The sequence below is a fragment of the Winogradskyella psychrotolerans genome (assembly GCF_018860565.1).
Lineage (GTDB): Bacteria > Bacteroidota > Bacteroidia > Flavobacteriales > Flavobacteriaceae > Winogradskyella > Winogradskyella damuponensis.
The window spans coordinates 61398-84405 of sequence record NZ_JAHKPS010000005.1; the positions used below are offsets into that span (position 1 = coordinate 61398).

At 32.8% G+C, this 23008-nt stretch carries 17 protein-coding genes; 12 read left to right on the forward strand and 5 right to left on the reverse strand.

Annotated features, from left to right (window positions below; translation table 11 throughout):
- Nucleotides 1-84: 84 nt before the first annotated feature.
- Nucleotides 85-1473 (reverse strand): phosphoglucosamine mutase, encoded by a 1389-nt coding sequence (glmM, locus tag KO504_RS01915; protein WP_215924639.1) that lies wholly within the window; start codon nucleotides 1471-1473, stop codon nucleotides 85-87.
- Nucleotides 1474-1553: 80 nt separating this feature from the next.
- Between glmM and KO504_RS01920 the strand changes: the two genes are divergently transcribed.
- The 3 genes from KO504_RS01920 to KO504_RS01930 all read left to right on the forward strand — a co-directional run bounded on the left by KO504_RS01920 (nucleotide 1554) and on the right by KO504_RS01930 (nucleotide 4796).
- Nucleotides 1554-2165, forward strand: coding sequence for an ACP phosphodiesterase (locus KO504_RS01920; protein ID WP_215924640.1), 612 nt, complete (start codon nucleotides 1554-1556; stop codon nucleotides 2163-2165).
- Between the two features lie 51 nt (nucleotides 2166-2216).
- Complete coding sequence (locus KO504_RS01925) at nucleotides 2217-2948, forward strand: hypothetical protein (RefSeq protein ID WP_215924641.1); 732 nt, start codon at nucleotides 2217-2219, stop codon at nucleotides 2946-2948.
- A 213-nt stretch (nucleotides 2949-3161) separates the two neighbouring features.
- Nucleotides 3162-4796 (forward strand): lipocalin family protein, encoded by a 1635-nt coding sequence (locus tag KO504_RS01930; RefSeq protein ID WP_215924642.1) that lies wholly within the window; start codon nucleotides 3162-3164, stop codon nucleotides 4794-4796.
- Nucleotides 4797-4957: 161 nt separating this feature from the next.
- Here KO504_RS01930 and KO504_RS01935 read toward each other — a convergent pair whose 3' ends face one another.
- Nucleotides 4958-5482, reverse strand: a complete 525-nt coding sequence (locus tag KO504_RS01935) for a hypothetical protein (RefSeq protein ID WP_215924643.1) — start codon at nucleotides 5480-5482, stop codon at nucleotides 4958-4960.
- 161 nt (nucleotides 5483-5643) lie between these two features.
- On the opposite strand from KO504_RS01935, the gene KO504_RS01940 reads away from it, so the two are divergent.
- Nucleotides 5644-5994 carry a hypothetical protein gene (locus tag KO504_RS01940; RefSeq protein ID WP_215924644.1) on the forward strand — a complete coding sequence of 117 codons (351 nt, stop codon included), beginning with the start codon at nucleotides 5644-5646 and terminating at the stop codon, nucleotides 5992-5994.
- Nucleotides 5995-6111: 117 nt separating this feature from the next.
- Here KO504_RS01940 and KO504_RS01945 read toward each other — a convergent pair whose 3' ends face one another.
- Together KO504_RS01945 and KO504_RS01950 are read right to left on the reverse strand one after the other, a co-directional pair.
- Entirely contained in the window at nucleotides 6112-6873 is a 762-nt protein-coding gene (locus KO504_RS01945) for an NYN domain-containing protein (protein WP_215924645.1), read from the reverse strand.
- A 361-nt stretch (nucleotides 6874-7234) separates the two neighbouring features.
- Nucleotides 7235-7381, reverse strand: a complete 147-nt coding sequence (locus KO504_RS01950) for a hypothetical protein (protein ID WP_215924646.1) — start codon at nucleotides 7379-7381, stop codon at nucleotides 7235-7237.
- Nucleotides 7382-7770: 389 nt separating this feature from the next.
- Between KO504_RS01950 and KO504_RS01955 the strand changes: the two genes are divergently transcribed.
- Together KO504_RS01955 and KO504_RS01960 are read left to right on the forward strand one after the other, a co-directional pair.
- A complete protein-coding gene (locus KO504_RS01955) occupies nucleotides 7771-7959 on the forward strand; it encodes a hypothetical protein (protein ID WP_215924647.1) in 189 nt (62 codons plus the stop codon).
- A 418-nt stretch (nucleotides 7960-8377) separates the two neighbouring features.
- Nucleotides 8378-11272: an AsmA-like C-terminal region-containing protein gene (locus KO504_RS01960; protein WP_215924648.1), complete on the forward strand. Its 2895-nt coding sequence runs from the start codon at nucleotides 8378-8380 to the stop codon at nucleotides 11270-11272.
- Here KO504_RS01960 and KO504_RS01965 read toward each other — a convergent pair.
- Complete coding sequence (locus tag KO504_RS01965; protein WP_215924649.1) at nucleotides 11259-11873, reverse strand: fumarylacetoacetate hydrolase family protein; 615 nt, start codon at nucleotides 11871-11873, stop codon at nucleotides 11259-11261. The two genes, KO504_RS01960 and KO504_RS01965, sit on opposite strands and share 14 nt — an antisense overlap.
- A 288-nt stretch (nucleotides 11874-12161) precedes the next feature.
- Here KO504_RS01965 and uvrA point away from each other — a divergent pair, with 288 nt between their 5' ends.
- The 6 genes from uvrA (at nucleotide 12162) to KO504_RS01995 (ending at nucleotide 22846) form a co-directional block, all read left to right on the forward strand.
- A complete protein-coding gene (gene uvrA / locus KO504_RS01970) occupies nucleotides 12162-14990 on the forward strand; it encodes an excinuclease ABC subunit UvrA (RefSeq protein WP_215924650.1) in 2829 nt (942 codons plus the stop codon).
- A gap of 123 nt (nucleotides 14991-15113) precedes the next feature.
- The gene (locus KO504_RS01975; protein WP_115839263.1) at nucleotides 15114-15281 is read left to right on the forward strand and encodes a lmo0937 family membrane protein; all 168 of its coding nucleotides are present in this window, start codon (nucleotides 15114-15116) and stop codon (nucleotides 15279-15281) included.
- A 172-nt stretch (nucleotides 15282-15453) separates the two neighbouring features.
- Entirely contained in the window at nucleotides 15454-16140 is a 687-nt protein-coding gene (locus KO504_RS01980; RefSeq protein WP_215924651.1) for a TIGR00730 family Rossman fold protein, read from the forward strand.
- A 38-nt stretch (nucleotides 16141-16178) separates the two neighbouring features.
- Complete coding sequence (locus tag KO504_RS01985) at nucleotides 16179-17450, forward strand: hypothetical protein (protein ID WP_215924652.1); 1272 nt, start codon at nucleotides 16179-16181, stop codon at nucleotides 17448-17450.
- The gene (locus KO504_RS01990) at nucleotides 17447-20281 is read left to right on the forward strand and encodes a metalloprotease (protein WP_215924653.1); all 2835 of its coding nucleotides are present in this window, start codon (nucleotides 17447-17449) and stop codon (nucleotides 20279-20281) included. The genes KO504_RS01985 and KO504_RS01990 overlap by 4 nt, the downstream gene beginning before the upstream one ends.
- Nucleotides 20282-20434: 153 nt before the next feature.
- Nucleotides 20435-22846: an alpha-ketoacid dehydrogenase subunit alpha/beta gene (locus KO504_RS01995; protein ID WP_215924654.1), complete on the forward strand. Its 2412-nt coding sequence runs from the start codon at nucleotides 20435-20437 to the stop codon at nucleotides 22844-22846.
- Nucleotides 22847-23008 lie beyond the last annotated feature (162 nt).

Consider the following 23008-nt stretch of genomic DNA (forward strand, 5'->3'; position numbering starts at 1 on the left):
TAAGACAATGACTATCAACGCATGTCTTAATATACTTTTATTTACTTGAGACTCTTAGTTATTTACAGCTTCTTTATATTAGAATTAAATATTAGCAATCGCTTTTATTTCTTCAATAAAACGATCTGCTAAAGTATCTGCTGCTGCTTGTGATGGTGCTTCGGTATAAATTCTAATAATTGGCTCTGTGTTACTCTTACGTAAATGTACCCAACTATCCGCGAAATCAATTTTTACACCATCAATAGTCGTTAATTTTTCATGGCTATAATTAGATTCCATAGCGTTTAAAATGCCATCAACATCCAATCCTGGAGTTAATTGAATCTTCTTCTTACTCATAAAATAGTTTGGGTAAGAAGCTCTAAGCTCACTAACTTTCATTTGCTTTTCAGCTAATAAACTTAAAAATAATGCCACACCAACCAAAGCGTCACGTCCGTAATGAGAATCTGGATAAATAATGCCGCCATTTCCTTCACCACCAATAACTACATTGTTTTTCTTCATCAAAGTAACAACGTTTACTTCTCCTACTGCACTCGCTTCATAAGTTCCTCCATGTTTTTCGGTAACATCACGTAAAGCACGTGTAGAACTCATATTACTCACTGTGTTTCCTGGCGTTTTACTCAATACGTAATCGGCACAAGCTACTAAAGTGTATTCTTCTCCAAACATCTCTCCTGTTTCATCCATAAAGGCTAAACGATCAACATCTGGATCTACCACGATTCCGAAATCTGCATGCTCTTTTACAACCGCTTTTGCTAAATCACCTAAATGTTCTTTTAATGGTTCTGGATTATGTGGAAAATGACCTGTTGGATCACAATATAATTTTACAGGCTCAACACCTAAACGTTCTAATAATAAAGGAATAGCAATACCTCCTGTAGAATTCACACCATCTACAACCACTTTAAAATTAGCCTCTTTTATAGCTTTTACATTCACTAAGTCAAGGTCTAAGACCTCATCGATGTGAATATCAATATACGCATCGTTAATTGTTATTTTCCCTAAATCATCAACCTCAGCAAAACTCATAGTGTTAGAATCTACAATCTCTAATATTTTCTGTCCTTCTGCTCCATTTAAAAACTCACCTTTAGCATTTAAAAGCTTTAAGGCGTTCCATTGCTTAGGATTATGACTTGCAGTTAATATAATACCACCATCTGCATGTTCTAATGGCACAGCGATTTCTACTGTTGGTGTTGTAGACAACCCTAAATCAATAACATGAATTCCAAGACCAACTAAAGTATTCATTACCAAATTCTGAATCATTTCACCAGAAATACGAGCATCTCTACCCACAACAACGACATAGTTGTCTTTATTACGCTGTTGCTTCAACCAAGTTCCGTAAGCAGCTGCAAATTTAACCGTATCTATAGGTGTTAAGTTTTCGTCTACTGGTCCTCCTATAGTCCCTCTAATTCCTGATATTGATTTTATTAAAGTCATGTATACATCTATTTTTAGCAAATATAAATAGATATACCGTTTTTAACTATTTTGTTATTATGAATTTGTAAATTCGATGCATGAATTTTCTCGCCCATATTTATCTTTCAGGAGACAACGAACTCATTACTATTGGAAACTTTGTTAGCGATGGTGTAAGAGGTAATAAATACAAATTATACCCTACAGAAATTCAAGCAGGCATTAAGTTACATCGCCATATTGATACTTTTACTGACGCGCATCCTCTTTTTAGACAATGCACCAAACGCTTACATAAAGGTTATGGTCATTACAGCGGCGTTATTGTAGACATCTTTTTTGATCATTTTTTAGCCAAAAACTGGACCACTTATTCAGACATTCCGCTTGCAGATTATATTGATAATTTTTATAAAAGTCTTAAAGCGCATATTGAACTCTTACCTCCGCGATTTAAAAAGCTCACTCCAATTATGATTGAAGATAATTGGTTACTCAGTTATGCCACAATTGAAGGCATACAAACTGTTTTAAATGGCATGAATCACAGAACAAAAGGGCTTTCTAAAATGAACTTAGCAACCAAAGAGCTTAAAGTACATTATGATGCTTTTGAAGCCGATTTCACCTTATTCTTTGAAGACCTTAAAACATTTAGTAACACCAAACGTATAGAGATTGAAAAGCAATTTAACATAAAACAGATTTAAGCATTACTATCTAACCGTATTAATTCTTGAAGTTTAAAACGACTTACAATTATGGCAAAACAATCCAAATTAAAAAAAGCACTAAAAATAATAGGTGGAGTTATCGTATTCTTCACTTTACCTTCACTGTTACTTTTTGGCTTTATATATTTCAAATACAATGAAGACTTACCAAAAGGGCAACCAGGAGCTAAAGCAGACCAACTAGCCACAAAAATGCTTGATGCCTTAGATGAAGCAGCCTATTTAAATACCGACTATTTAGAGTGGACCTTTAAAGGTAAACAACACTACAAATGGTATAAGTCTAATCATACCTGCGAAGTATACTGGGACAATTTTACAGTGCTTTTAGACTTTGAAAATCCTAATAATTCTAAAGTTTTTGTTTTAGAACAAGAATACAATGGTATAGAGAAACAAGACTATATTACTAAAGCTGAAAACTATTTTAATAACGATTCGTTTTGGTTGGTTGCTCCCTACAAAGTATTTGATAAAGGCACGGAACGCAGATTGGTAAAAACAAAAGACCAAAAAGACGCCCTTTTAGTAACCTATACTTCTGGAGGCTCTACGCCAGGCGATTCATATTTATGGCATTTAGATGCTAATGGAAAACCAACAAGCTTTCAAATGTGGGTGGATATATTGCCTATTGATGGCTTAGAGGCCACATGGGAAAATTGGGTAACTACAGAAACAGGAGCGGAATTACCCACATTCCATAAATTGTTATTTCTTGGGATAGAAATGGGTGATGTGAAAGGTCTTAGCTTGTAAGTTAGTTGCTAAGTTACAGATTTACAAATTAGTAAAGAGACTGTTTTATTATCCAAAAAACAAAGCAATACCTCAGCTTCTCATTACATCACATCTCATCTTCTAGTTGATTATTTTAATAATCTACTCAATTCAAAAATACCTAGTACTAGGTATTTTTGAATTGAGTATCATTCATTAATTTTTCAATCATTATTAATCAACTATTTTACCATGAAAAATTTTATCCGCTTTTTTTTATTACTCTGTTTAATTACAGTAGTGTTTTCTTGTTCTGATGATGAGACAACAGATACTGTTAACCCAAATAATTCCATTATAGAATATGTAAATGCACCTAATTCTGAAGGTCAATTATTATCAGAAATCTATATCGATAGTGATAATGCCACGACCTATGTTTATGGAAATGCAGATGCATCTGGCAACCCTTTGCAGGTTAAAAGCTTCGCCTACAGAATTGCAAATTCAAACAAAACAGAGTTTATTATTTTAGATACCAATCAAAGAGTTTCACTGCTTTACTCTGAAACTAATGGGATTAAAGATAACATCATACACCGTTTTGAATATCCTGAAGACGGTTTAGTAAACTATGTTGTTTATGATCGCGATTGGACGTCGATGGAAGATACAGTAGTTAATTTTTCAACTATCGAAGTTGATGGAGAAGATTTTACAGGTTATAATCTTTTAAGAGGTACAAATACCATAGAATGGACTGCTCTAAGTGGTTGGCTAGGTGTTAGTGCCGGAGTTGCTGGCGCTGCAATATTAGTAGTTACGGCTCCTACTGCGTTTGCAGGAGTTCTGGCTGCTGTTATTTTTGCTGGAGCTGCTTCCGCATCAGAACCACCTGTTGATGTTACCAATCCTAATGCGCCAAATACTCCTGATACAACACTAATAGAAAATCAATGTAATGATGCTAACCTAGAAGTTATTATTGGTATAGATCCAGGCAATCTTTTGGTTGCTATTGTTAATGGAGAGACTGAAGATTATGATTTTTATTGGTCTACAGGAGAAACCGATACAGGTATAATAAGTGATTCTATTATTGCCCCAGAAGAAGGCAATTACTACCTAATGGTTGTAGATAACAATGGCTGTGTTGCTTTTGGGTCTGCAACAATAGGCGAAGTTGAACCAGTAAATGCAGAGCTATTAATTGGCACTTGGTATTTAGTTGGAGAAACAGAAAATGGAGAAAATACTTTTAGTATTGACGATTGTAATATTATTGTACAGTTTAATGCATCTCAGTTAATTTCTACAGAATATTATGGAGATTTCTGTGAAAATGCTGATGAATCTACTAGTAATTATGAAATAAACGACAATACAATTATTGAAACTGCCGAAGGAGAATCGTCAATAATTACAGTATTAGAATTATCACCCAACAAGATGGTCTTAGAAGAAGTCGATGGCGACTATGTATATGTGGAGACATATGTTAATATTTTTAGTACTTGGACAATCACTGAAAACTCTGACTGTGTTTCTACTAATGGGAATACATCCTCAGATAATGGAACTGGACCTATTACATTAAATGACAATTATACAGTAACTCAAGAAGATGATGCTAATGGTAATTATATTACTAATAATTTCACTTTTGAGAATAATGTTTTAACTATAACTGCAGTATATCAAGATTTTTTCTCTCCACCTTGTGGTGGTGTTGATTTTAAAATAGCTAATTATTCTTCTCAATTGACTTATAATTTGGAAACAGATACATTTACAGGAACAAGTGAAAGTAACCAAGAAGAAGTAACGGGACCTGGTTGTGTTGAATTAGGAAATAATTGTAGCGGTACTGTTACATTGACACGCTAAATAAAATACTATAAAATTTTAAAAAAAATCCCTTTCATTTTGAAAGGGGCTTTTAATTCATCTTAAGCAGCACCAAACTGTTTTTATAAAATAGAAATTGGAAGAGCGCTAATAAGAACTAAACTTCAAAAAGCACTAACCCAATACTGCAATCCAAAAAACTACTTACTCCTCTGCCCTACAAACTGCTGACTCTTTAACTTAAACAACACATTAAAACTTGTTAAGCTCCCATAACTTCTTGTGATATATTGTTGTAAATCTATCTTTTCTTGTTCTTCAAGATTACTTGAATTAATTTTCTGTTCCATAACACGCAAGCGATCACGAACCATAGTAATCTTACGAAAGAATGTATCTATAGGCATTTCACTCGACTTTAAGTTTGTATCTCCAGGTTGCATAATTAGCTTTCCGCCTTTCCACTTATCTGCAATTGTAACTACTTCAGACACATCAGACCATTTTTTTAATATGGATTTTAAACTGCGTTCAACTTCATAAAAACTAACCGTATCCACATCGTCTTCTGCAGCTTCTATGACGTCAAATTCAGAGTCTAAATCTATAGTTTCTAATCCGTTATCAATAAAAGTCACCCAATAGTGTTTTGAAGTGACATTGGTAACAACTCCTTTTCCAAATTCTGCGTGGTTTATTCTCGATCCTATTCCTAATAATTTCATCGTGTTTTTTATATGCTTTAGGGTTATTAAAAAACTAAAATAATAAAAAAAATATCTGAATTTAGAATGTATTTACAAATGTTAAGAATTATTAAAAGTTATAAATTCGATGAAAAAATCTTATTATTTTTACTACAAACACAATTTAAAACCAATTCACTATGAAAAAAGTAATTTTTACACTTTTATGCTTCGCTTTCGTTTTAACAGCTTCTGCTAATAACACACCAAAAGAAGGAGATATATTAACCGTAAAAACGCCAACAGCGCAAGGCTTTAATCACGTTGATTTTCCTAAAGCGAATATTTTGATAAAACGAGGTGTTGTAACAAATTATAAGTCAGTAAATAATGAAACCGTTGTTATTGATAAAATAGAAACTGAAGCTAACGGTTCTACAACCGTAACACTTAAGAAAAAAGACGGTTCAAAATTCTTTGGATTTTTAAATACCGTTAAAGCCAATTACACAAAAGCTATAAATTCTGGCGAACTTGTTTTAACTAAATAACAAGACACCCTTAATTAATGGATATAAAAAAACTTAGTCTGTAATTTAGACTAAGTTTTTTTATATCTTTATTTTGCAATTGACCATAGGTTAATAAGGGCTATTTTACAACACAGCCTACTTCTTCTTTCGCTTAGATTTATCCTCACTAAGTTTTACATAAATTAACTTTGAACGCCCTCTAGAATCTTCACGGCGTTCAATTTCAAATGCAGAAATTGAATTTATTAAAGGCGTTAGTTTCTGAAACCCATAATTACGAGAATCAAAGTTAGGCTGTTTCTTTTGCAGCAAACTTCCTACATCACCTAAGAACGCCCAGCCATCATCATCGGCAACATCATCTATGGTAGACGCAATAAAATTAATCTCTTTTTGTGTGATAGTATCGTAGTCATTTTTTGGGGCTGTTGGTGCTGTACTAGATTCTGAAGGTCGTTCTTCTCGTTGATTTTTAAGAATCTCGATATAAATAAACTTATCACAAGCCACAATAAATGGGTTTGGTGTTTTCTTTTCACCTATACCATAAACAGCCATACCAGCTTCGCGCAAACGCGTTGCTAAGCGTGTAAAATCACTATCGCTAGAAACCAAACAAAAGCCATCTACCTTTTCAGAGTACAATATATCCATGGCGTCAATAATCATAGCTGAATCTGTAGCGTTTTTACCTGTAGTGTAACCATATTGTTGTATTGGTGTAATGGCATTTTCTAACAACAAGTTTTTCCATTTGTTTAAGTTAGGTTTGGTCCAATCACCATAAATACGTTTTATAGTGGGATTGCCATATTTAGCCACCTCTTCCATCATTTCTTTTATGTAAGCAGACGGAATGTTATCTCCATCTATTAATACTGCTAGTTTTATATCCATTGGTATTTCATGTATTTTCTATTGGTATAAAGATAACCGCTTTACAGCAAAAAACCACTCGTATTGAAGTGGTTTTTTTATGATTGTCTATTAATAACTTTAGGTATGCTTTGCCTTTTATCCAATTTTGCTACTTTCTTTTACCTGAAAGCGCGTACGGCTTCTTTTTTCCTTTTTTTTTTAATCTTCTGATTTACTATTAATAAAATATCACGTTCAATTAGAGTTAAAATTAGAAGCTTCAACAATGACTCTCACCTCTCTTACATATCAAAAAGTGGTGATTTACATAAGCTAACAAAATGGCCTTAGAGCCACATTAAATTAGATGCATTTTGAGGCCTACCATAACCCGAACTAATTATATAAATAAGAAGTCGTCATCGTCCTTTGAGAAATAACGTGTTAACACACGTCTCGCATCAATATCGTTACGATTTATATCGTTTTTGAGCCGTTTAGGCTTAGACTTTAATAGTCTATTTCTTAGGTCTTGTAGTGCTTTCATAAAACAGGTCATTTGGTATAATCAAAGATACGAAACTAAAAGCATTTTTGGATCACAATTAGAGACATAAAACATCTAAACATCAAAGATTTAGCAGTAATTTAACAATGTGATATAATTGAGTTAAACTTAATGAAGTTTTTGTTAAATTCTAAAGGCAATAACACCCTAAAACGCACCACTAATCTAATTCATAACCCACTCTATAGCTAAAGCCTTAATACTGATAAAAAAAAGACATATAACATTCAATAATACCAACATCATTAAGTTCAAGATGTAGATGTTCTATTACGACTGCTTGTTTTATGCATTTATATTTAGTCCACTTGAAGTGGTATTGACTATTTTTTTCATTAAATTTAAAGCAACGAAATAACGAACCTAAGATGAGTTTTATAAAAAAAATAGGGCCTTTAAACCTCTTTATGCTAGCTTTATGTGCTTTAATTATAGTGGTTGCCGAATATTTATTCTTAAGAGGAGATGAGCTTCATGCTATATTTGTAGGGCTTTGGGCACCAACAATACTTGGATTAGTAATCTTTATAAAACAGATTTTGAATGGAGGCCAATGAAATCATTTTTTCGTTTTCGCTATTTGTATCCATTTGTGTAATCGTTTGGGCTGTTTTAGTAATTCGCGCCTACAACAAAATAGATAGAAACGACTAATACGCTATTGATATATTAAGGAACGTCCTTACAATATCAAACCTAAAACAAAGCCTTTCTGATGCACTCAACTTGGTAAGCCTTATGAGTGGTATTTTGTAAGTGTATTATAAGCCTCTTTGTTATCAATACTTATAATGTTATGCTGAGGCAATAAAAGCCATAAATAAAACTATTTTTTTTTAATATTTGAACTGCTAAAACAAAAAAATATTACAATTTCTTAATGAGAAAACCTCTTATAATTCCCCATTGTAACGAGTTAAAACTTAAAAAAATACTACTTTTGACAGCTTATAATTTTTAGCAATATAAGCACTAATGGAAAAGGCAAATAAAAACAAGTTTGGAAAACTATTAAAGTGGGTTTCTGCCCTATTTTTACTACTTATCATTAGTTTGTTTGCTATACCTTCCATTTTTAATGATCTCATTTCTGAAGAAATCAAAAAAGGTATCAATCAAAATTTAGAAACCGAACTTCAATTTAAAGATTCTAACATTTCGTTCTTTACACATTTTCCTTCATTAACCTTTTCGTTTCAAAATGTAAATTTATCAAGTTCTAAACCCTTTGAAAAAGACACTTTAATTAACGCAAAAGAATTAGGATTTGGTATCAATGTATTTAAACTCTTATTTTCAGACAGAATCGTAATTAATGAAACCTATCTTACCGATTGTAATATAAAACTGGTTAAGGATAAATTTGAACGCAACAACTACGATATCTTAAGAGCAACAGACACTACAGCAGTGGCAAATGATAGCAGTTCTGCTGGTTTAAACCTAAACCTTAAACGTCTTAAAATTGAAAATGCAACAGTTGAATATGCAGATAACGACTTGGGTATTCGTGTTTTTTCTCATGGACTTAACTACAACGGAAAAGGCGGCATTATTGATGGTGAACTAAAATTAGGTTCAAAACTAGACATCACGAGTGTTGATGTGGTTTTTGAGAACTCAGAATACTTAAAAGGGAAAAAATTAAAAGCAAAATCGTTTACCATTTACGATACTAAAAACCTATCTATTGCTTTAGATAAAAACACTATTTCGTTAAATGATCTTGAAGTAAATTTTAACGGTAACTTAAAGGTTTTTGACAATGGTTTTGCCTATAATTTACTTTTTAAAACACAAAACGGCACTCTTAAAAACGTGATTAGTGCATTACCTCCAAAATATGTAGAATGGTCTAAAGACTTAAGCCTTAAAGGAGATATGACAGCAAAGCTACACCTTGCTGGTTATACGGGATCTGTACCTAAAACTTCTAAAATAAATCGTACAGACCTAACAGTTAACATTTATGACGGTTATATAAAACATAAGGACGCAGACCAAGCCCTAGAAAACCTGTATGCAAATTTTAAAGGAGATTTTAAAGACAACTGGATGAACCTTAGCCTAGATAGTCTTAACTTTTCACTCAATAAGGAAATTACTACGGGGCAAATGTTTGTAAAAGGCAGAACAGATTCCATGTATGTAAAGTCTAATATACAATCTAATATTAACCTCAACATTCTTAATCAAACTTTAAGTTTACCAGATTTAGAATTTAATGGCATATTAGCTGCAGATGTTACTGTAGATGGAATTTATGAACCACAAACATCTAAATTACCCAAAACCAAAGGTGTTTTTAAATTAACTGATGGTTACTTGCTAACATCCGGATATCCAGAGCCTATAAAAAATATTGAACTTAATGCCAAAATCCTAAATGAAGGGCAATCATATGCAGAGTCTTCACTAACAGTAAATGCTCTAAACTTTAGCTTTTTAGATACCCCATTTACAAGTCAAGGTTATTTTAAGAATTTTGACCAACCAGAATATGATATAAAAGCGAAAGGACGTATAGACTTTACAACACTAAATCAAGTTGTAGAATTACCGTTTTTAATCGTAAATGGTCAATTAAATGCCGATTTAAATTTAAAAGGACAACTTAATAACTCACAAAATGAGAATAGTAACAGCGGCACATTAGATTTAAAAGATGTTGAGATAAAAACGTCAATACTTCAATATCCTGTTTTGATTAAAGAAGGGCAATTTCTATTTCTAAACGATAAAATGGCATTTTCTAAATTAGCTATTCAACACCAATCTTCTGAAGTAGATATGGATGGCTATTTTCAGAATTATATAGATTATGCACTATTATCTAAAGGAGTATTAATGGGAGATCTAAATTTAAAATCACCAAAAATTGATATTACCGAATTTTTCCCAAAGGAAGAACAACTAATCCAGCAGTCTAACAGTACTGCCAATATAAATACAACAGAATCCGTTGTAACAGGTGTAATGCAAATCCCTAAAAACTTAGATTTAGCTATTCAAATTAAAATAGACAGCCTAAAATACAACAGCTTAAATATCACTGAATTCTCCGGCCATTTAGGGTTAAAAAATCAAGGGCTTTTCTTAAAAAATAGTACTTTAGAAATGGTTGATGGTACAGCACAGCTCAAAGGGTTCTATCAAGCTTTAACCACAAAAGAAGCACTGTTTTCTATGGATCTAAAAGCTAATCAACTCAATATAGAAAAAGGATATAATAGTATGTCCTTATTTAAAGAATTAGCACCTGCTGCTGCACAAGCCTCTGGAATAGTATCGATAGATTACAGTTTAACAGGCACCATAGACGATGAAATGCTACCCGTTTTACCCGCACTTAAAGGCAAAGGCACATTAAAAGTACATAGTGTTAAATTTGATGGTTATAAGCTAATGGGTAAAGTATCCGAAAAATCTGGCTTTGGTGCTTTAAATGACCCAAAAGTGTCTGAAATCACTATTATATCTACTGTAGACAATAATATACTAGACATAGAACCGTTTAAGTTTAAAGTAAGCCCTTTTAGACTAAGAGCAGAAGGCCAAACCTCTTTTGATGGCGACCTAAACCTTAAAATGCGAATAGGTTTACCTCCATTAGGAATTATTGGCATTCCTGTGGTTATTGAAGGGAATAGCGAAGATTTTAATGTAAAACTTGGTAAAAAATCAAAAGATCTTAATACTGAAGCAACTACTGAAACGAATTATTCTCAAGAAGAATTAAACAGGTTGTCCACGCAAAAAGACGCTATTCGCAGTGGAAATTCAGCAGATGCCATTAATAAAATGCAACAGGAAATTAAACGTGTAAAGTCAGATTCGCTCCAAAAACAATCCCCAATTAAACCAATTTAAAATCTAATAGCAACTCACCTTCTATAGACGCTTGCACATGATCGCCTTTATGATTTAAACCTTTCCCCATTGCTGGTGTTCCTGTAAAAATAAGATCACCTTCCTCTAAAGTCATAAATGAGGATACATAAGCAATAATTTCAGCAAAACTATAAATCATTAGACTGGTATGCCCTACTTGTTTTTGTTCTCCATTTATCTTCAAATCGAAATTAATAGCATTCAAATCGGAAAATTCGGAAACAGACTTAAAACTTGAAATTGGAGAGGCACCATCAAACCCTTTAGCCAAAGCCCAAGGTCCTTTATTTTCTCTGCTAGCCGCTAATACATCTGTTGCTGTATAATCTATACCAACTGCTATTTCTGAAATGTAAGAAGTGGCATCTTCTAGTGTAATATCTTTACCTTGTGTTCCTATTTTAGCAACTAATTCTACTTCATAAGCCAGTTCATTTGTAATTTTAGGAAACGGAATATCTTTATTTCCTGTAACCAAAGTAGAATCTGGCTTTGTAAATATAGTTTGCGCACCAGTTTTATTAGCACTTATTTCTGAAGTTTGGTTGACGTAATTCTTACCAATGCCTATGATTTTCATGATTGTTTTTGGGTTTTAGTTTTGTAATGGTAAATGTACAAAATGCGGATTAATTAAACGGCAACAAGATTAAGGTCAAAACAACGACACTAGTCAAACTGACTTGAGTATATCTACATTTTCTTCACCTACTCTTTTTGCTCTCCAAGTAGATTCTAAATGTTCACTAATTTTACCATAACCAAAACCACACGACCTTATTAACAGCTTAAACCTTTACATTTAATTAACAACTATAATTTGTACCTTTGCAACTTCGCAAAAACAACAGGAGGATTTAAATAATTTATGAGCCAATTCAACGATTCTATTGAAGTTAAAGGTGCACGAGTTCACAACCTTAAGAACATTGATGTCACTATCCCTAGAGATAAACTAGTGGTCATAACCGGTTTGTCTGGTAGTGGAAAATCATCTTTGGCTTTCGATACCATATATGCAGAAGGACAACGTCGTTATATTGAAACGTTTTCTGCTTATGCACGTCAATTTCTAGGCAGTTTAGAACGTCCTGATGTAGACAAAATTGATGGCCTATCTCCTGTGATTGCTATTGAACAAAAAACCACAAGTAAATCACCTCGTTCTACCGTTGGCACCATAACAGAGATCTATGATTTTTTGCGTTTACTTTATGCTAGAGCTGCTGATGCTTACAGTTATGAAACGGGTGAACAAATGGTAAGCTATAACGATGAGCAAATTAGAGACCTTATTTTAGAATCGTATAAAGGCAAACGTATTAATATATTATCGCCTGTGGTGCGTTCTCGTAAAGGTCATTATCGCGAATTGTTTGAGCAAATTGCCAAACAAGGTTTTGTTAAAGTAAGAACAGATGGAGCCATTGTAGATATTGAAAAGGGTATGAAACTAGACCGTTACAAAACCCACGATATCGAAATTGTTATTGATAGGCTAAAGATTGACGATAACGAAAACAACGAGAAACGCTTGATGGAATCCATAAATACAGCCATGTATCATGGAGAAGATGTATTAATGATTATTGACCAAGACACCAACGAACCGCGCTTTTTTAGTAGGAATTTAATGTGTCCTTCTTCTGGTATTTCATATCCAAACCCTGAACCAAATAATTTTTCATTTAACTCACCAAAAGGAGCTTGCCAAAACTGTAATGGTATTGGCGAATTATATGTGGTAAACGATCATAAACTAGTTCCTGACGAATCCTTATCCATTAAAAATGGAGCTTTAGCACCACATGGACCTCAAAAGAAAAGCTGGATTTTCAAACAATTTGAAACTATAGCACAACGCTTTGAATTTTCATTAAGCGACCCTTGGAAAGACATCCCTGAAGACGCTAAAAAAATTATACTTCATGGTGGTAAAGATAAATTTACAGTAGAAAGTAAACTCTTAGGAGTCACACGCGATTATAAAATAGATTTTGAAGGTGTTGCCAATTTTATTGAAAGTCAATACCACTCAGATTCCACATCCTTAACACGATGGGCAAAAGAATACATGGACAAAGTAGAATGTTCAGTTTGTGAAGGTTCGCGTTTACGCAAAGAATCGCTTTATTTTAAAGTTGATGGTAAAAGCATTGCCGAATTAGTAAAAATGGATGTCGTTGAACTTGGCGAATGGTTAGATGGTTTAACAGAACGCTTATCAAGCAAACAACAACAAATCTCAACTGAAATCATAAAAGAAATTAGAAATAGAGTTCAGTTTTTATTAGATGTCGGACTTACCTATTTATCACTAAACCGAAGTTCAAAATCGCTTTCTGGTGGAGAAGCACAACGTATTAGACTAGCCACTCAAATTGGCTCGCAATTGGTTGGTGTATTATACATTTTAGATGAACCAAGTATTGGCTTACACCAACGCGATAACGAAAAACTAATTAATTCTTTAGTGTCTCTTAGAGATGTTGGAAATTCGGTAATCGTTGTTGAACACGATAAGGATATGATAGAACGTGCAGACCATGTTATAGACATTGGTCCTTTTGCAGGTAAACATGGTGGAAAAATTATAAGTGAAGGCACGCCAAAAGAATTACTAAAACAAAACACATTAACCGCTGCTTATCTCAATGGTGAAAAGGAAATTGAAATTCCAAAAACCAGAAGAAAAGGCAATGGTAAAAAATTGGTATTAAAAGGCTGCACCGGAAATAATTTAAAAAATGTAGACATAGAACTACCATTAGGTAAAATGATTGGTATTACTGGAGTGTCAGGAAGTGGAAAATCTACCTTAATTAACGAAACCCTCTACCCTATTCTAAATGCACATTACTTTAATGGAGTAAAAAAACCAATGCCTTATAAGAGTATAAAAGGGTTAGAACATTTAGATAAAGTCATTGACATTAACCAATCACCAATTGGACGTACTCCAAGAAGTAATCCTGCAACCTACACTAAGACTTTTGATGAGATTAGAAGTTTATTTGCTAAAATACCCGAAGCGATGATTCGCGGATACAAACCAGGCCGTTTTAGCTTTAATGTTAAAGGCGGACGTTGCGAAACATGTCAAGGTGGTGGTTTACGTGTCATTGAAATGAATTTCCTACCAGACGTCTATGTCGAGTGTGAAACATGCCAAGGTAAACGATTTAATAGAGAAACATTGGAAATTCGTTACAAAGGAAAATCAATTAGTGATGTGTTAAATATGACGATTGAAGAAGCCGTTGATTTTTTTGAAAACATTCCTAAAATCCATAGAAAACTTAAAACCATTAAAGATGTTGGTTTGGGGTACATTACCTTAGGTCAACAAAGCACTACACTTTCCGGAGGTGAAGCTCAACGTATTAAGTTAGCTACAGAACTAAGTAAACGAGACACTGGAAACACCTTTTATATTTTAGACGAACCAACCACTGGCCTACATTTTGAAGACATTAGAGTCTTAATGAAAGTCCTTAATAAATTGGCAGATAAAGGCAATACCGTTTTAATTATTGAGCACAACTTAGATGTGATAAAAACAGTAGATTACATCATAGATATTGGCTACGAAGGAGGAAAAGCTGGCGGACAAGTGGTAGCCAAAGGTACACCTGAGCAAATTATAAAAGATAAAAAGAGCTACACTGCAACGTTTTTGAAGAAAGAACTAATGTAAATTCTTACAATTCTTCATAATTCTGACGTATTTCATATTTTTTTTAACGCATTAGATTAAAACTGCAAGCGTTAGCATTTTAATTGTATAAATTTATTTAACTAACAATTAAAATCTATAATTATGAAAAGTATTCTTTGGCTTGTAGCAGTAATTTGTATCGTTGTGTGGTTATTAGGACTTCTCGATATTATTCCAGGAATGAGCAGTAGCAGCCTTATCCATATACTATTGGTTATTGCTATAGTAGTTATATTGTATAATATTATTTCAGGACGAAAACCACTGTAATTACTTAAATATCTTAACTTTTAAGCGTATGAGTTTTTCATTTATACGCTTATTTTTTTGTTAATAGCCAAATAATTCGTTCATTTTAACTTAAATTTGGTCTTCCAAAAAATCAGACAAAGCCATATAATTATATGGCTTTTATAATGCTATAATAAATTATTTAAACAATATGCGAACAGAAAACAAAAATAAAGGCTGGAATGAAATAAAAACAAACGACTCATGGGCAATTTTTAAAATCATGGGAGAGTTTGTTAATGGTTATGAAAAACTAAGTAAAATAGGACCATGTGTTTCAATTTTTGGGTCTGCAAGAACAAAGCCAGATCATAAATACTATAAGCTCACAGAAGAAGTTGCTAAAAAGATTGTAGAACAAGGCTATGGAGTTATTACAGGTGGTGGTCCAGGTATTATGGAAGCGGGTAACAAAGGTGCTCATATTGCTGGTGGAACTTCCGTAGGTTTAAACATAGAATTACCTTTTGAACAACACGACAATCCTTATATAGACAATGATAAAAGCTTAGACTTTGATTACTTCTTTGTACGTAAGGTAATGTTTGTAAAATATTCACAAGGCTTTGTAGTTATGCCAGGAGGATTTGGAACTTTAGACGAACTTTTTGAAGCGATAACCTTAATACAAACTCATAAAATTGAATCATTCCCTATTATTTTAGTTGGAAAAGATTTTTGGGGCGGCTTAATGGATTGGGTAAAAACAACCTTATTAGACGCTGGAAATATCAGTGCTAAAGATTTAGACCTTATTCACCTTGTCGACTCTGGAGATGAAGTTATCGAAATATTAAACAGCTTTTATAAAGAGTACGACCTTAGTCCTAATTTCTAAGAAAATCTTATTTTTTTTTGAAGAATCCCTTCTTTGCTATGAAAAAAAAAATCGTAGGTTTTTTTATAATTACTTTATTCACTTTAACCGTTTCTGCTCAAGAAACAGTTAAAGTGATGTTTTATAATTTATTAAATTATCCCTTAGAAAATACGATTCCTAATCGTATATATGATTTGTCTTATATTTTATCTGACTATCAACCCGATTTATTTTTAGTCTGTGAGCTCAACAATATCACTGGAGCCATGGTTCTCTTAAATACAACAAAGATTGCTATTAACTCTAATTATGAAATGGCAACCTTCACTTCTAACACTTCTGATGATACTGATGGTAATCAAAATGATTTACAGAATCTTTTATATTACGACAGTTCAAAATTTACTATTGAAGAAGAAATTATTGTTCCCACTTATCTAAGAGATTTTAATGTCTATCGGATTCAATTAAAAACAATAAATCAAACTACAGATCCTGTAGAAATATATATTATTATTAGTCATTTAAAAGCGTCTAGCGGAGCCTATAATGCACAAAAGCGTTTCGAAATGATTGAAGATCTTGAAGGTTATCTAGAGACTTTACCTGCTAACACTAATGTCTTATTAGGCGGCGATTTAAATTTATATACCTCTAGCGAAGCCGCGTTTCAAACCTTATTAAATGAAAGTAATACCATCACATTTGTAGATCCTGTAAATCGCATTGGTAGTTGGCACAATAACACCGATTATATTGATGTATTTACACAATCTACACGTACACAAACTGGTTTAGGTGGAGCTACAGGTGGTTTTGATGATCGTTTTGATTTTATACTAACTTCAGACAATATGATAAATACAGCAAATATAACGTATGTTCCAGGTTCTTATCAGGCGTATGGTAATAACGGATTAATTTCTTGCTGGAATAAATCTATAAACTCATTAGATTGTGAAACCACTGGTTCTGAATTTTCGTATGAATTAAGAAATGCATTACACAGTTTTAGCGATCACCTCCTTGTTACCTTATCACTAGAAACAGATGCTTCTTTTTTAAGTGTAGAAGATTTTAGATTTTCGCCTGGTTTTAACCTCGACTCAACAATTATAAATCATAGTCTCACAATTAATATCACCAATATTGAGTTATACAATAAATGTTTAGTAATATATACTAATTTAGGTCAGAAAGTAAAACTATTCCAAATGAGTTCAGAAGCTAAACAACACTTCGATATTTCTGATTTACAAACCGGATTATTTTATGCAAACATAGATAACAGTAATTCAAACCCTATAAAATTTATTATTTCTAATTGAACAAAAACTTAATCATAACGACTTTATTAATAGTATTTGGCTACAGTATTGCAGCTCAAAATGCTATGGATATTAATGCTAGTGTAGATGTAGAAACAAAAACAATAACGATATCTCAGACTATTGTTTATAAAAATGAATCTAACACTATTTTAAAAGAAATATATCTTAATGATTGGAACCATAGTTATTCTAGTAAATCTACACCATTGGCCCAACGCTTTGAAGAAGAGTTTAGCACAAAATTTCACTTAGCAAAAAATGAGCAACGTGGTTTTACCTTAATAACAGCTATTAGAGACAACAAGAACAATTCCTTAGAACATAACCGCTTAAAAAATCATGTAGATGTCATTAAGGTGGTCCTTAAAACCCCTTTACAACCTAATGATTCTTATACGATACACCTTAACTATCAGCTTTTAATACCAGATGCTACTTTTACAGGCTATGGTGTTTCTAAAACTAAAGATTTCGATTTAAAATATTGGTATATCACACCTGCCGTTTATAATGGTGAATGGCAGTATTACAGCAATAAAAACTTAGACGATTTATTCATCCCTAAATCCGATATAACACTAAGTATTACACATCCTAGGAATTACAAGGTCACTTCAGAATTAGATTTTAATGCCACCCAAACGAATAACAAAACCCAAACCACCATACTTAGTGGTAAAGATCGTATTGACACCTATTTATCATTACATAAGTTTCCTCCATATACCTTTGTACAAACAGATGACTTTATTTTAATTTCTAACATTAAGGAAAAAGGACTACAAGATCACGCCAAAGCATTACTAACAGACAAGATTACACGGTACCTCACTAAACATCTTGGAGAATATCCTCATAAGCAATTATTAGTATCTTCTATCGATTATCAAAAAAACCCGCTCTATGGTCTTAATCAATTACCCGCTTTTTTTAGACCTTTTCCTAAAGATTTTCAGTATGAATTAAAACTAGTTAAAACAGCTTTAAAAAAATACATTAACAATACACTATTACTTAATCCAAGAAAAGAACATTGGTTAAGTGAAGGGCTTCAAATCTACTATTTAATTAAATATGTTGAAGACAACTATCCTGATGTAAAACTATTAGGAACTTTAGCCGATTTTTGGGGTATTAAGTCTTTTCATGCTTCGGACTTAGATTTTAACTTTCAGTACTTTCTGTATTCTATGGAAATTGCACGAAAAAACCTAGATCAGCCCTTAACAACCTCAAAAGACTCTTTAACAAAATTTAATGCCAATATTGCAGGAAAATACAAAGCCGGAATTGGCCTCAATTATTTAGATCAGTTCACTGACGATATTGATTTATCTCAAAGTATTACATCGTTTTTAAAAAACAACCAACTACAACCAGTTACAATTAGCGATTTTGAAACTTTCATTACAGCTGAAACATCAAAAGATATTGATTGGTTTTTTACAGACTACGTTAATACCAGAAAAAAAATTGATTTTAAAATTAAGTCTATAAAAACTACTGAAGACTCTATAAAATTAACCTTAAAGAATAAGAGAGATAACTCAATGCCTATATCGTTGTTTAAGTTAAAAAACGATTCTGTTATAGGTAAGTTATGGGTAGAAAACATTAAAGACACTAAAACCATCACATTGCCTAAAGACAGCACTGAGAAATTTGTATTAGATCACGACAATGTTATTCCAGAATACAATCAGCGCGATAATTATAAAACTCTAAAAGGTAATTTTTTAAATAATAAACCATTACAATTTCGCTTATTTAAAGATATTGAAGACCCTAATTACAATCAGGTGTTTTTTATGCCCTTAGTTGAGTTCAATAACATTTATGATGGTTTAACACTTGGCACAAAGATTTATAATAAAACTATTTTAAGAAAACGATTAAATTATCGCTTCTCACCTCAATACGCTACAAAATCTAGAGCACTTACAGGGTCTACCTCTATATTTTATACTCATAACATAGAGAACAAAAATCTTTTTGACATCACTTATGGTATTACTGCAGGCTACCAATCTTTAGGTCAAGATGCTTTTTTTACAAGAATTCGTCCAATTATCACTTTTCAATTTAGGGATGATTCTAATTTTAGATCCAATAAGATAGACCAAATTATGGCCAGATATGTAAGTATTGACCGAGAATTTGGTGAGAATGCTATTGCTGTTTTAGATGAACCCGATTATGGAGTCTTTAATTTGAGGTATACACAATCTAATCCAGGCATTATTAATTACTCTAAGTTTAATACCGATCTTCAAATAGCAGACAAATTCAGTAAACTCTCAATTAATTACGAATTTAGACAACTCACAAAAAGCAATAGAAATATCAACTTTAGATTTTTTGCAGGTTTCTTTTTAGAAAACAATTCTGATCCTAGCTCTAACTATTTTAGTTTCGCATTAGATAGACCTACAGATTACCTATTTGATTTAAATTATTTAGGACGCTCTGAAGCTTCTGGTCTGTTTAGCCAACAAATTATAATTGCAGAAGGTGGTTTTAAATCGCAATTAGAGACACCATTTGCCAACCAATGGATGACAACGGCTAATTTTAGTACCTCTATTTGGAGATATATTCAAGCCTATGGTGATGCAGGCCTCGTAAAAAACAAATACAACTCTCCAAAATTTGTTTACGATTCTGGTATTAGATTAAATCTTGTAGAAGACTATTTTGAAATCTATTTTCCAGTTTACTCTAACTTGGGTTGGGAAATCGCAGAACAAAATTACGACGAACGTATCCGCTTTATGTTCACTATAGATCCTCAAGTACTTTTAGGTCTGTTTAGACGAAAATGGTATTAACAAATTCTTACTGAAAAGTTAAAATTGTTGAATATTTTAAAATATTCTTATCAATATTTATATTTTACTAATAATATCGCAATATTATAACGTCAAATGCTGTTGCATAAAATTTTTAATTTTTGTACTTTCGCTATATAAATTTTTACCTTCATGAAGACCAAACCTAACACCAAAACAGAAATAACTTTTGACGATTTTAAAGCAGAAGTATTAAACGATTACAAACTTGCCGTAACAAGTAGAGAATGTAGTTTACTTGGTCGTAGAGAAGTTTTAACTGGTAAGGCTAAATTTGGCATCTTTGGTGATGGAAAAGAAATTCCTCAAATTGCCTGGGCTAAAGCCTTCGAAAATGGAGATTTTAGATCTGGATATTACAGAGACCAAACCTTTATGATGGCTATTGGCGAATTAACTATTGAGCAATTCTTTGCTGGATTGTATGCCAATACAGATTTAAAAGAAGAACCAATGTCTGCAGGTAGACAAATGGGAGGCCATTTTGCCACTCATAGTTTAGATGAAAATGGCAATTGGAAAAACCTAACGGAACAAAAAAACTCAAGTTCAGATATTTCTCCTACAGCAGGACAAATGCCTAGACTTTTGGGCTTAGCACAAGCCTCAAAAATATACAGACAAGTTGAAGGTATTGATGCGACTAATTTTTCTAAATCAGGAAATGAAATTGCTTGGGGAACCATTGGAAACGCTAGTACAAGTGAAGGCTTGTTCTTTGAAACTATAAATGCCGCAGGTGTTTTACAAGTACCAATGGTGATTAGCATTTGGGATGATAATTATGGCATTTCAGTACATGCAAGACACCAAACTACAAAAGAAAATATTTCTGAAATACTAAAAGGTTTTCAACGTAATGAAAACGAAAAAGGATACGAGATTTTTAGAGTAAATGGTTGGAATTATCCTGAGTTAATGGACACGTACCAACGTGCTGCAAAAGTTTCAAGAAAAGAACATATTCCAGTAATGATCCATGTTCAAGAGTTAACACAACCACAAGGGCACTCTACATCTGGTTCTCATGAACGTTACAAAAACCAAGAACGTTTAGCTTGGGAAGCAGAATACGACTGTAATGTGCAAATGCGTCAATGGATTATTGCTAATAACATTGCTACAGACGAAGAGTTAACCGCCTTAGAACGAGAGATTAAAAAAGCCGTTAGAGAAGGTAAAAAGGCCGCTTGGTCTGCATTTATAAATCCTATTTATGCAGAAAGCAAAGAAGTACTTGGTTTATTAGACCAATTGGCTTCTACAAGTTCAAATGGTGTATTTATAAAGAAACTAAAGAACGATTTAGAAGCTATAGACGAACCGTTAAGAAGAGATTTATTATCCGCAGCCCGTAAAGCATTACGTTATGTTGTAGCAGAATCATCTCCTGCAAAAACAAATCTTCAAAACTGGATCAACAATTATATCAATTCTGTACAACAAAAATACAGTTCGCATTTACATAGCGAATCCAAACTTAATGCTTTAAACCAATCTGAAATACTTCCAACCTACGATGCTAATGCAGAAGAAGTAGATGGTCGTGTGGTTTTAAGAGAAAATTTTGATGCGATTTTTAGCAACTACCCAGAAGCATTAATATTTGGAGAAGATGCAGGATATATTGGAGATGTTAATCAAGGCCTAGAAGGACTTCAAGAAAAACACGGAGAACTAAGAGTCTCTGATACAGGCATTAGAGAAGCGACAATATTAGGACAAGGAATAGGTATGGCAATGCGTGGCTTACGCCCTATTGCAGAAATTCAGTACTTAGATTACATTATGTATGCGCTTCAAATTATGAGCGATGATTTAGCTACTTTACATTACAGAACCAAAGGCCGCCAAAAAGCTCCTTTAATTGTAAGAACTCGTGGTCATAGACTAGAAGGTATTTGGCATTCTGGCTCACAAATGGGAGGTGTTATAAACCTTATTAGAGGTATCCATGTTTTGGTACCAAGAAACATGACTAAAGCCGCTGGTTTTTATAATACATTACTAGATAGTGATGAGCCTGCTTTAGTCGTTGAATGTTTAAATGGCTACAGATTAAAAGAAAAATTACCTAACAATATTGGCAAGTTTAAAACACCAATAGGAGTTGTTGAAACAATTAGAGAAGGTGAAGATATTACCTTAGTATCTTACGGCTCTACGTTACGTTTGGTAGAACAAGCCGCAAAAGAACTACAAGAAGTTGGTATTGATGCAGAAATTATTGACGTTCAATCTTTATTACCATTCGATTTAAACCATGATATTGTAAAGAGTATTGCCAAAACGAATAGAGTAATGGTAATTGACGAAGATGTAAAAGGTGGTGCTTCGGCATATATTTTAGATCAAATATTAAATGAGCAAAATGCTTTCGAATATTTAGACAGCAAACCGAAGACACTAGCCGCAAAACCACACCGACCGGCTTATGGTACTGATGGCGATTATTTTTCAAAACCATCTGTAGAAGATATCTTTGAGGCTATTTATGATGTAATGCACGAGTTAAGTCCTGCTGATTATCCTAAATTGAGATAATTTATACACAAATTAAATTTTTAGTTATCTAAAATTCAAAAACCTAAACTTACATCAAAGCTTAGGTTTTACAAACCATATAAGAGAGGGCAATTGCCCTCTTTTTTTTTCTATTTGTTTGACATGAGTTGCACATTGTTTGTCGAATTTTGTTGTAAACAA

Coding starts and splice junctions, on each gene's coding strand:
- glmM (WP_215924639.1), bottom strand. CDS start 1,473: ATGACTTTAATAAAATCAATATCAGGAATTAGAGGGACTATAGGAGGA.
- KO504_RS01920 (WP_215924640.1), top strand. CDS start 1,554: ATGAATTTTCTCGCCCATATTTATCTTTCAGGAGACAACGAACTCATT.
- KO504_RS01925 (WP_215924641.1), top strand. CDS start 2,217: ATGGCAAAACAATCCAAATTAAAAAAAGCACTAAAAATAATAGGTGGA.
- KO504_RS01930 (WP_215924642.1), top strand. CDS start 3,162: ATGAAAAATTTTATCCGCTTTTTTTTATTACTCTGTTTAATTACAGTA.
- KO504_RS01935 (WP_215924643.1), bottom strand. CDS start 5,482: ATGAAATTATTAGGAATAGGATCGAGAATAAACCACGCAGAATTTGGA.
- KO504_RS01940 (WP_215924644.1), top strand. CDS start 5,644: ATGAAAAAAGTAATTTTTACACTTTTATGCTTCGCTTTCGTTTTAACA.
- KO504_RS01945 (WP_215924645.1), bottom strand. CDS start 6,873: ATGGATATAAAACTAGCAGTATTAATAGATGGAGATAACATTCCGTCT.
- KO504_RS01950 (WP_215924646.1), bottom strand. CDS start 7,381: ATGAAAGCACTACAAGACCTAAGAAATAGACTATTAAAGTCTAAGCCT.
- KO504_RS01955 (WP_215924647.1), top strand. CDS start 7,771: ATGAGTTTTATAAAAAAAATAGGGCCTTTAAACCTCTTTATGCTAGCT.
- KO504_RS01960 (WP_215924648.1), top strand. CDS start 8,378: ATGGAAAAGGCAAATAAAAACAAGTTTGGAAAACTATTAAAGTGGGTT.
- KO504_RS01965 (WP_215924649.1), bottom strand. CDS start 11,873: ATGAAAATCATAGGCATTGGTAAGAATTACGTCAACCAAACTTCAGAA.
- uvrA (WP_215924650.1), top strand. CDS start 12,162: ATGAGCCAATTCAACGATTCTATTGAAGTTAAAGGTGCACGAGTTCAC.
- KO504_RS01975 (WP_115839263.1), top strand. CDS start 15,114: ATGAAAAGTATTCTTTGGCTTGTAGCAGTAATTTGTATCGTTGTGTGG.
- KO504_RS01980 (WP_215924651.1), top strand. CDS start 15,454: ATGCGAACAGAAAACAAAAATAAAGGCTGGAATGAAATAAAAACAAAC.
- KO504_RS01985 (WP_215924652.1), top strand. CDS start 16,179: ATGAAAAAAAAAATCGTAGGTTTTTTTATAATTACTTTATTCACTTTA.
- KO504_RS01995 (WP_215924654.1), top strand. CDS start 20,435: ATGAAGACCAAACCTAACACCAAAACAGAAATAACTTTTGACGATTTT.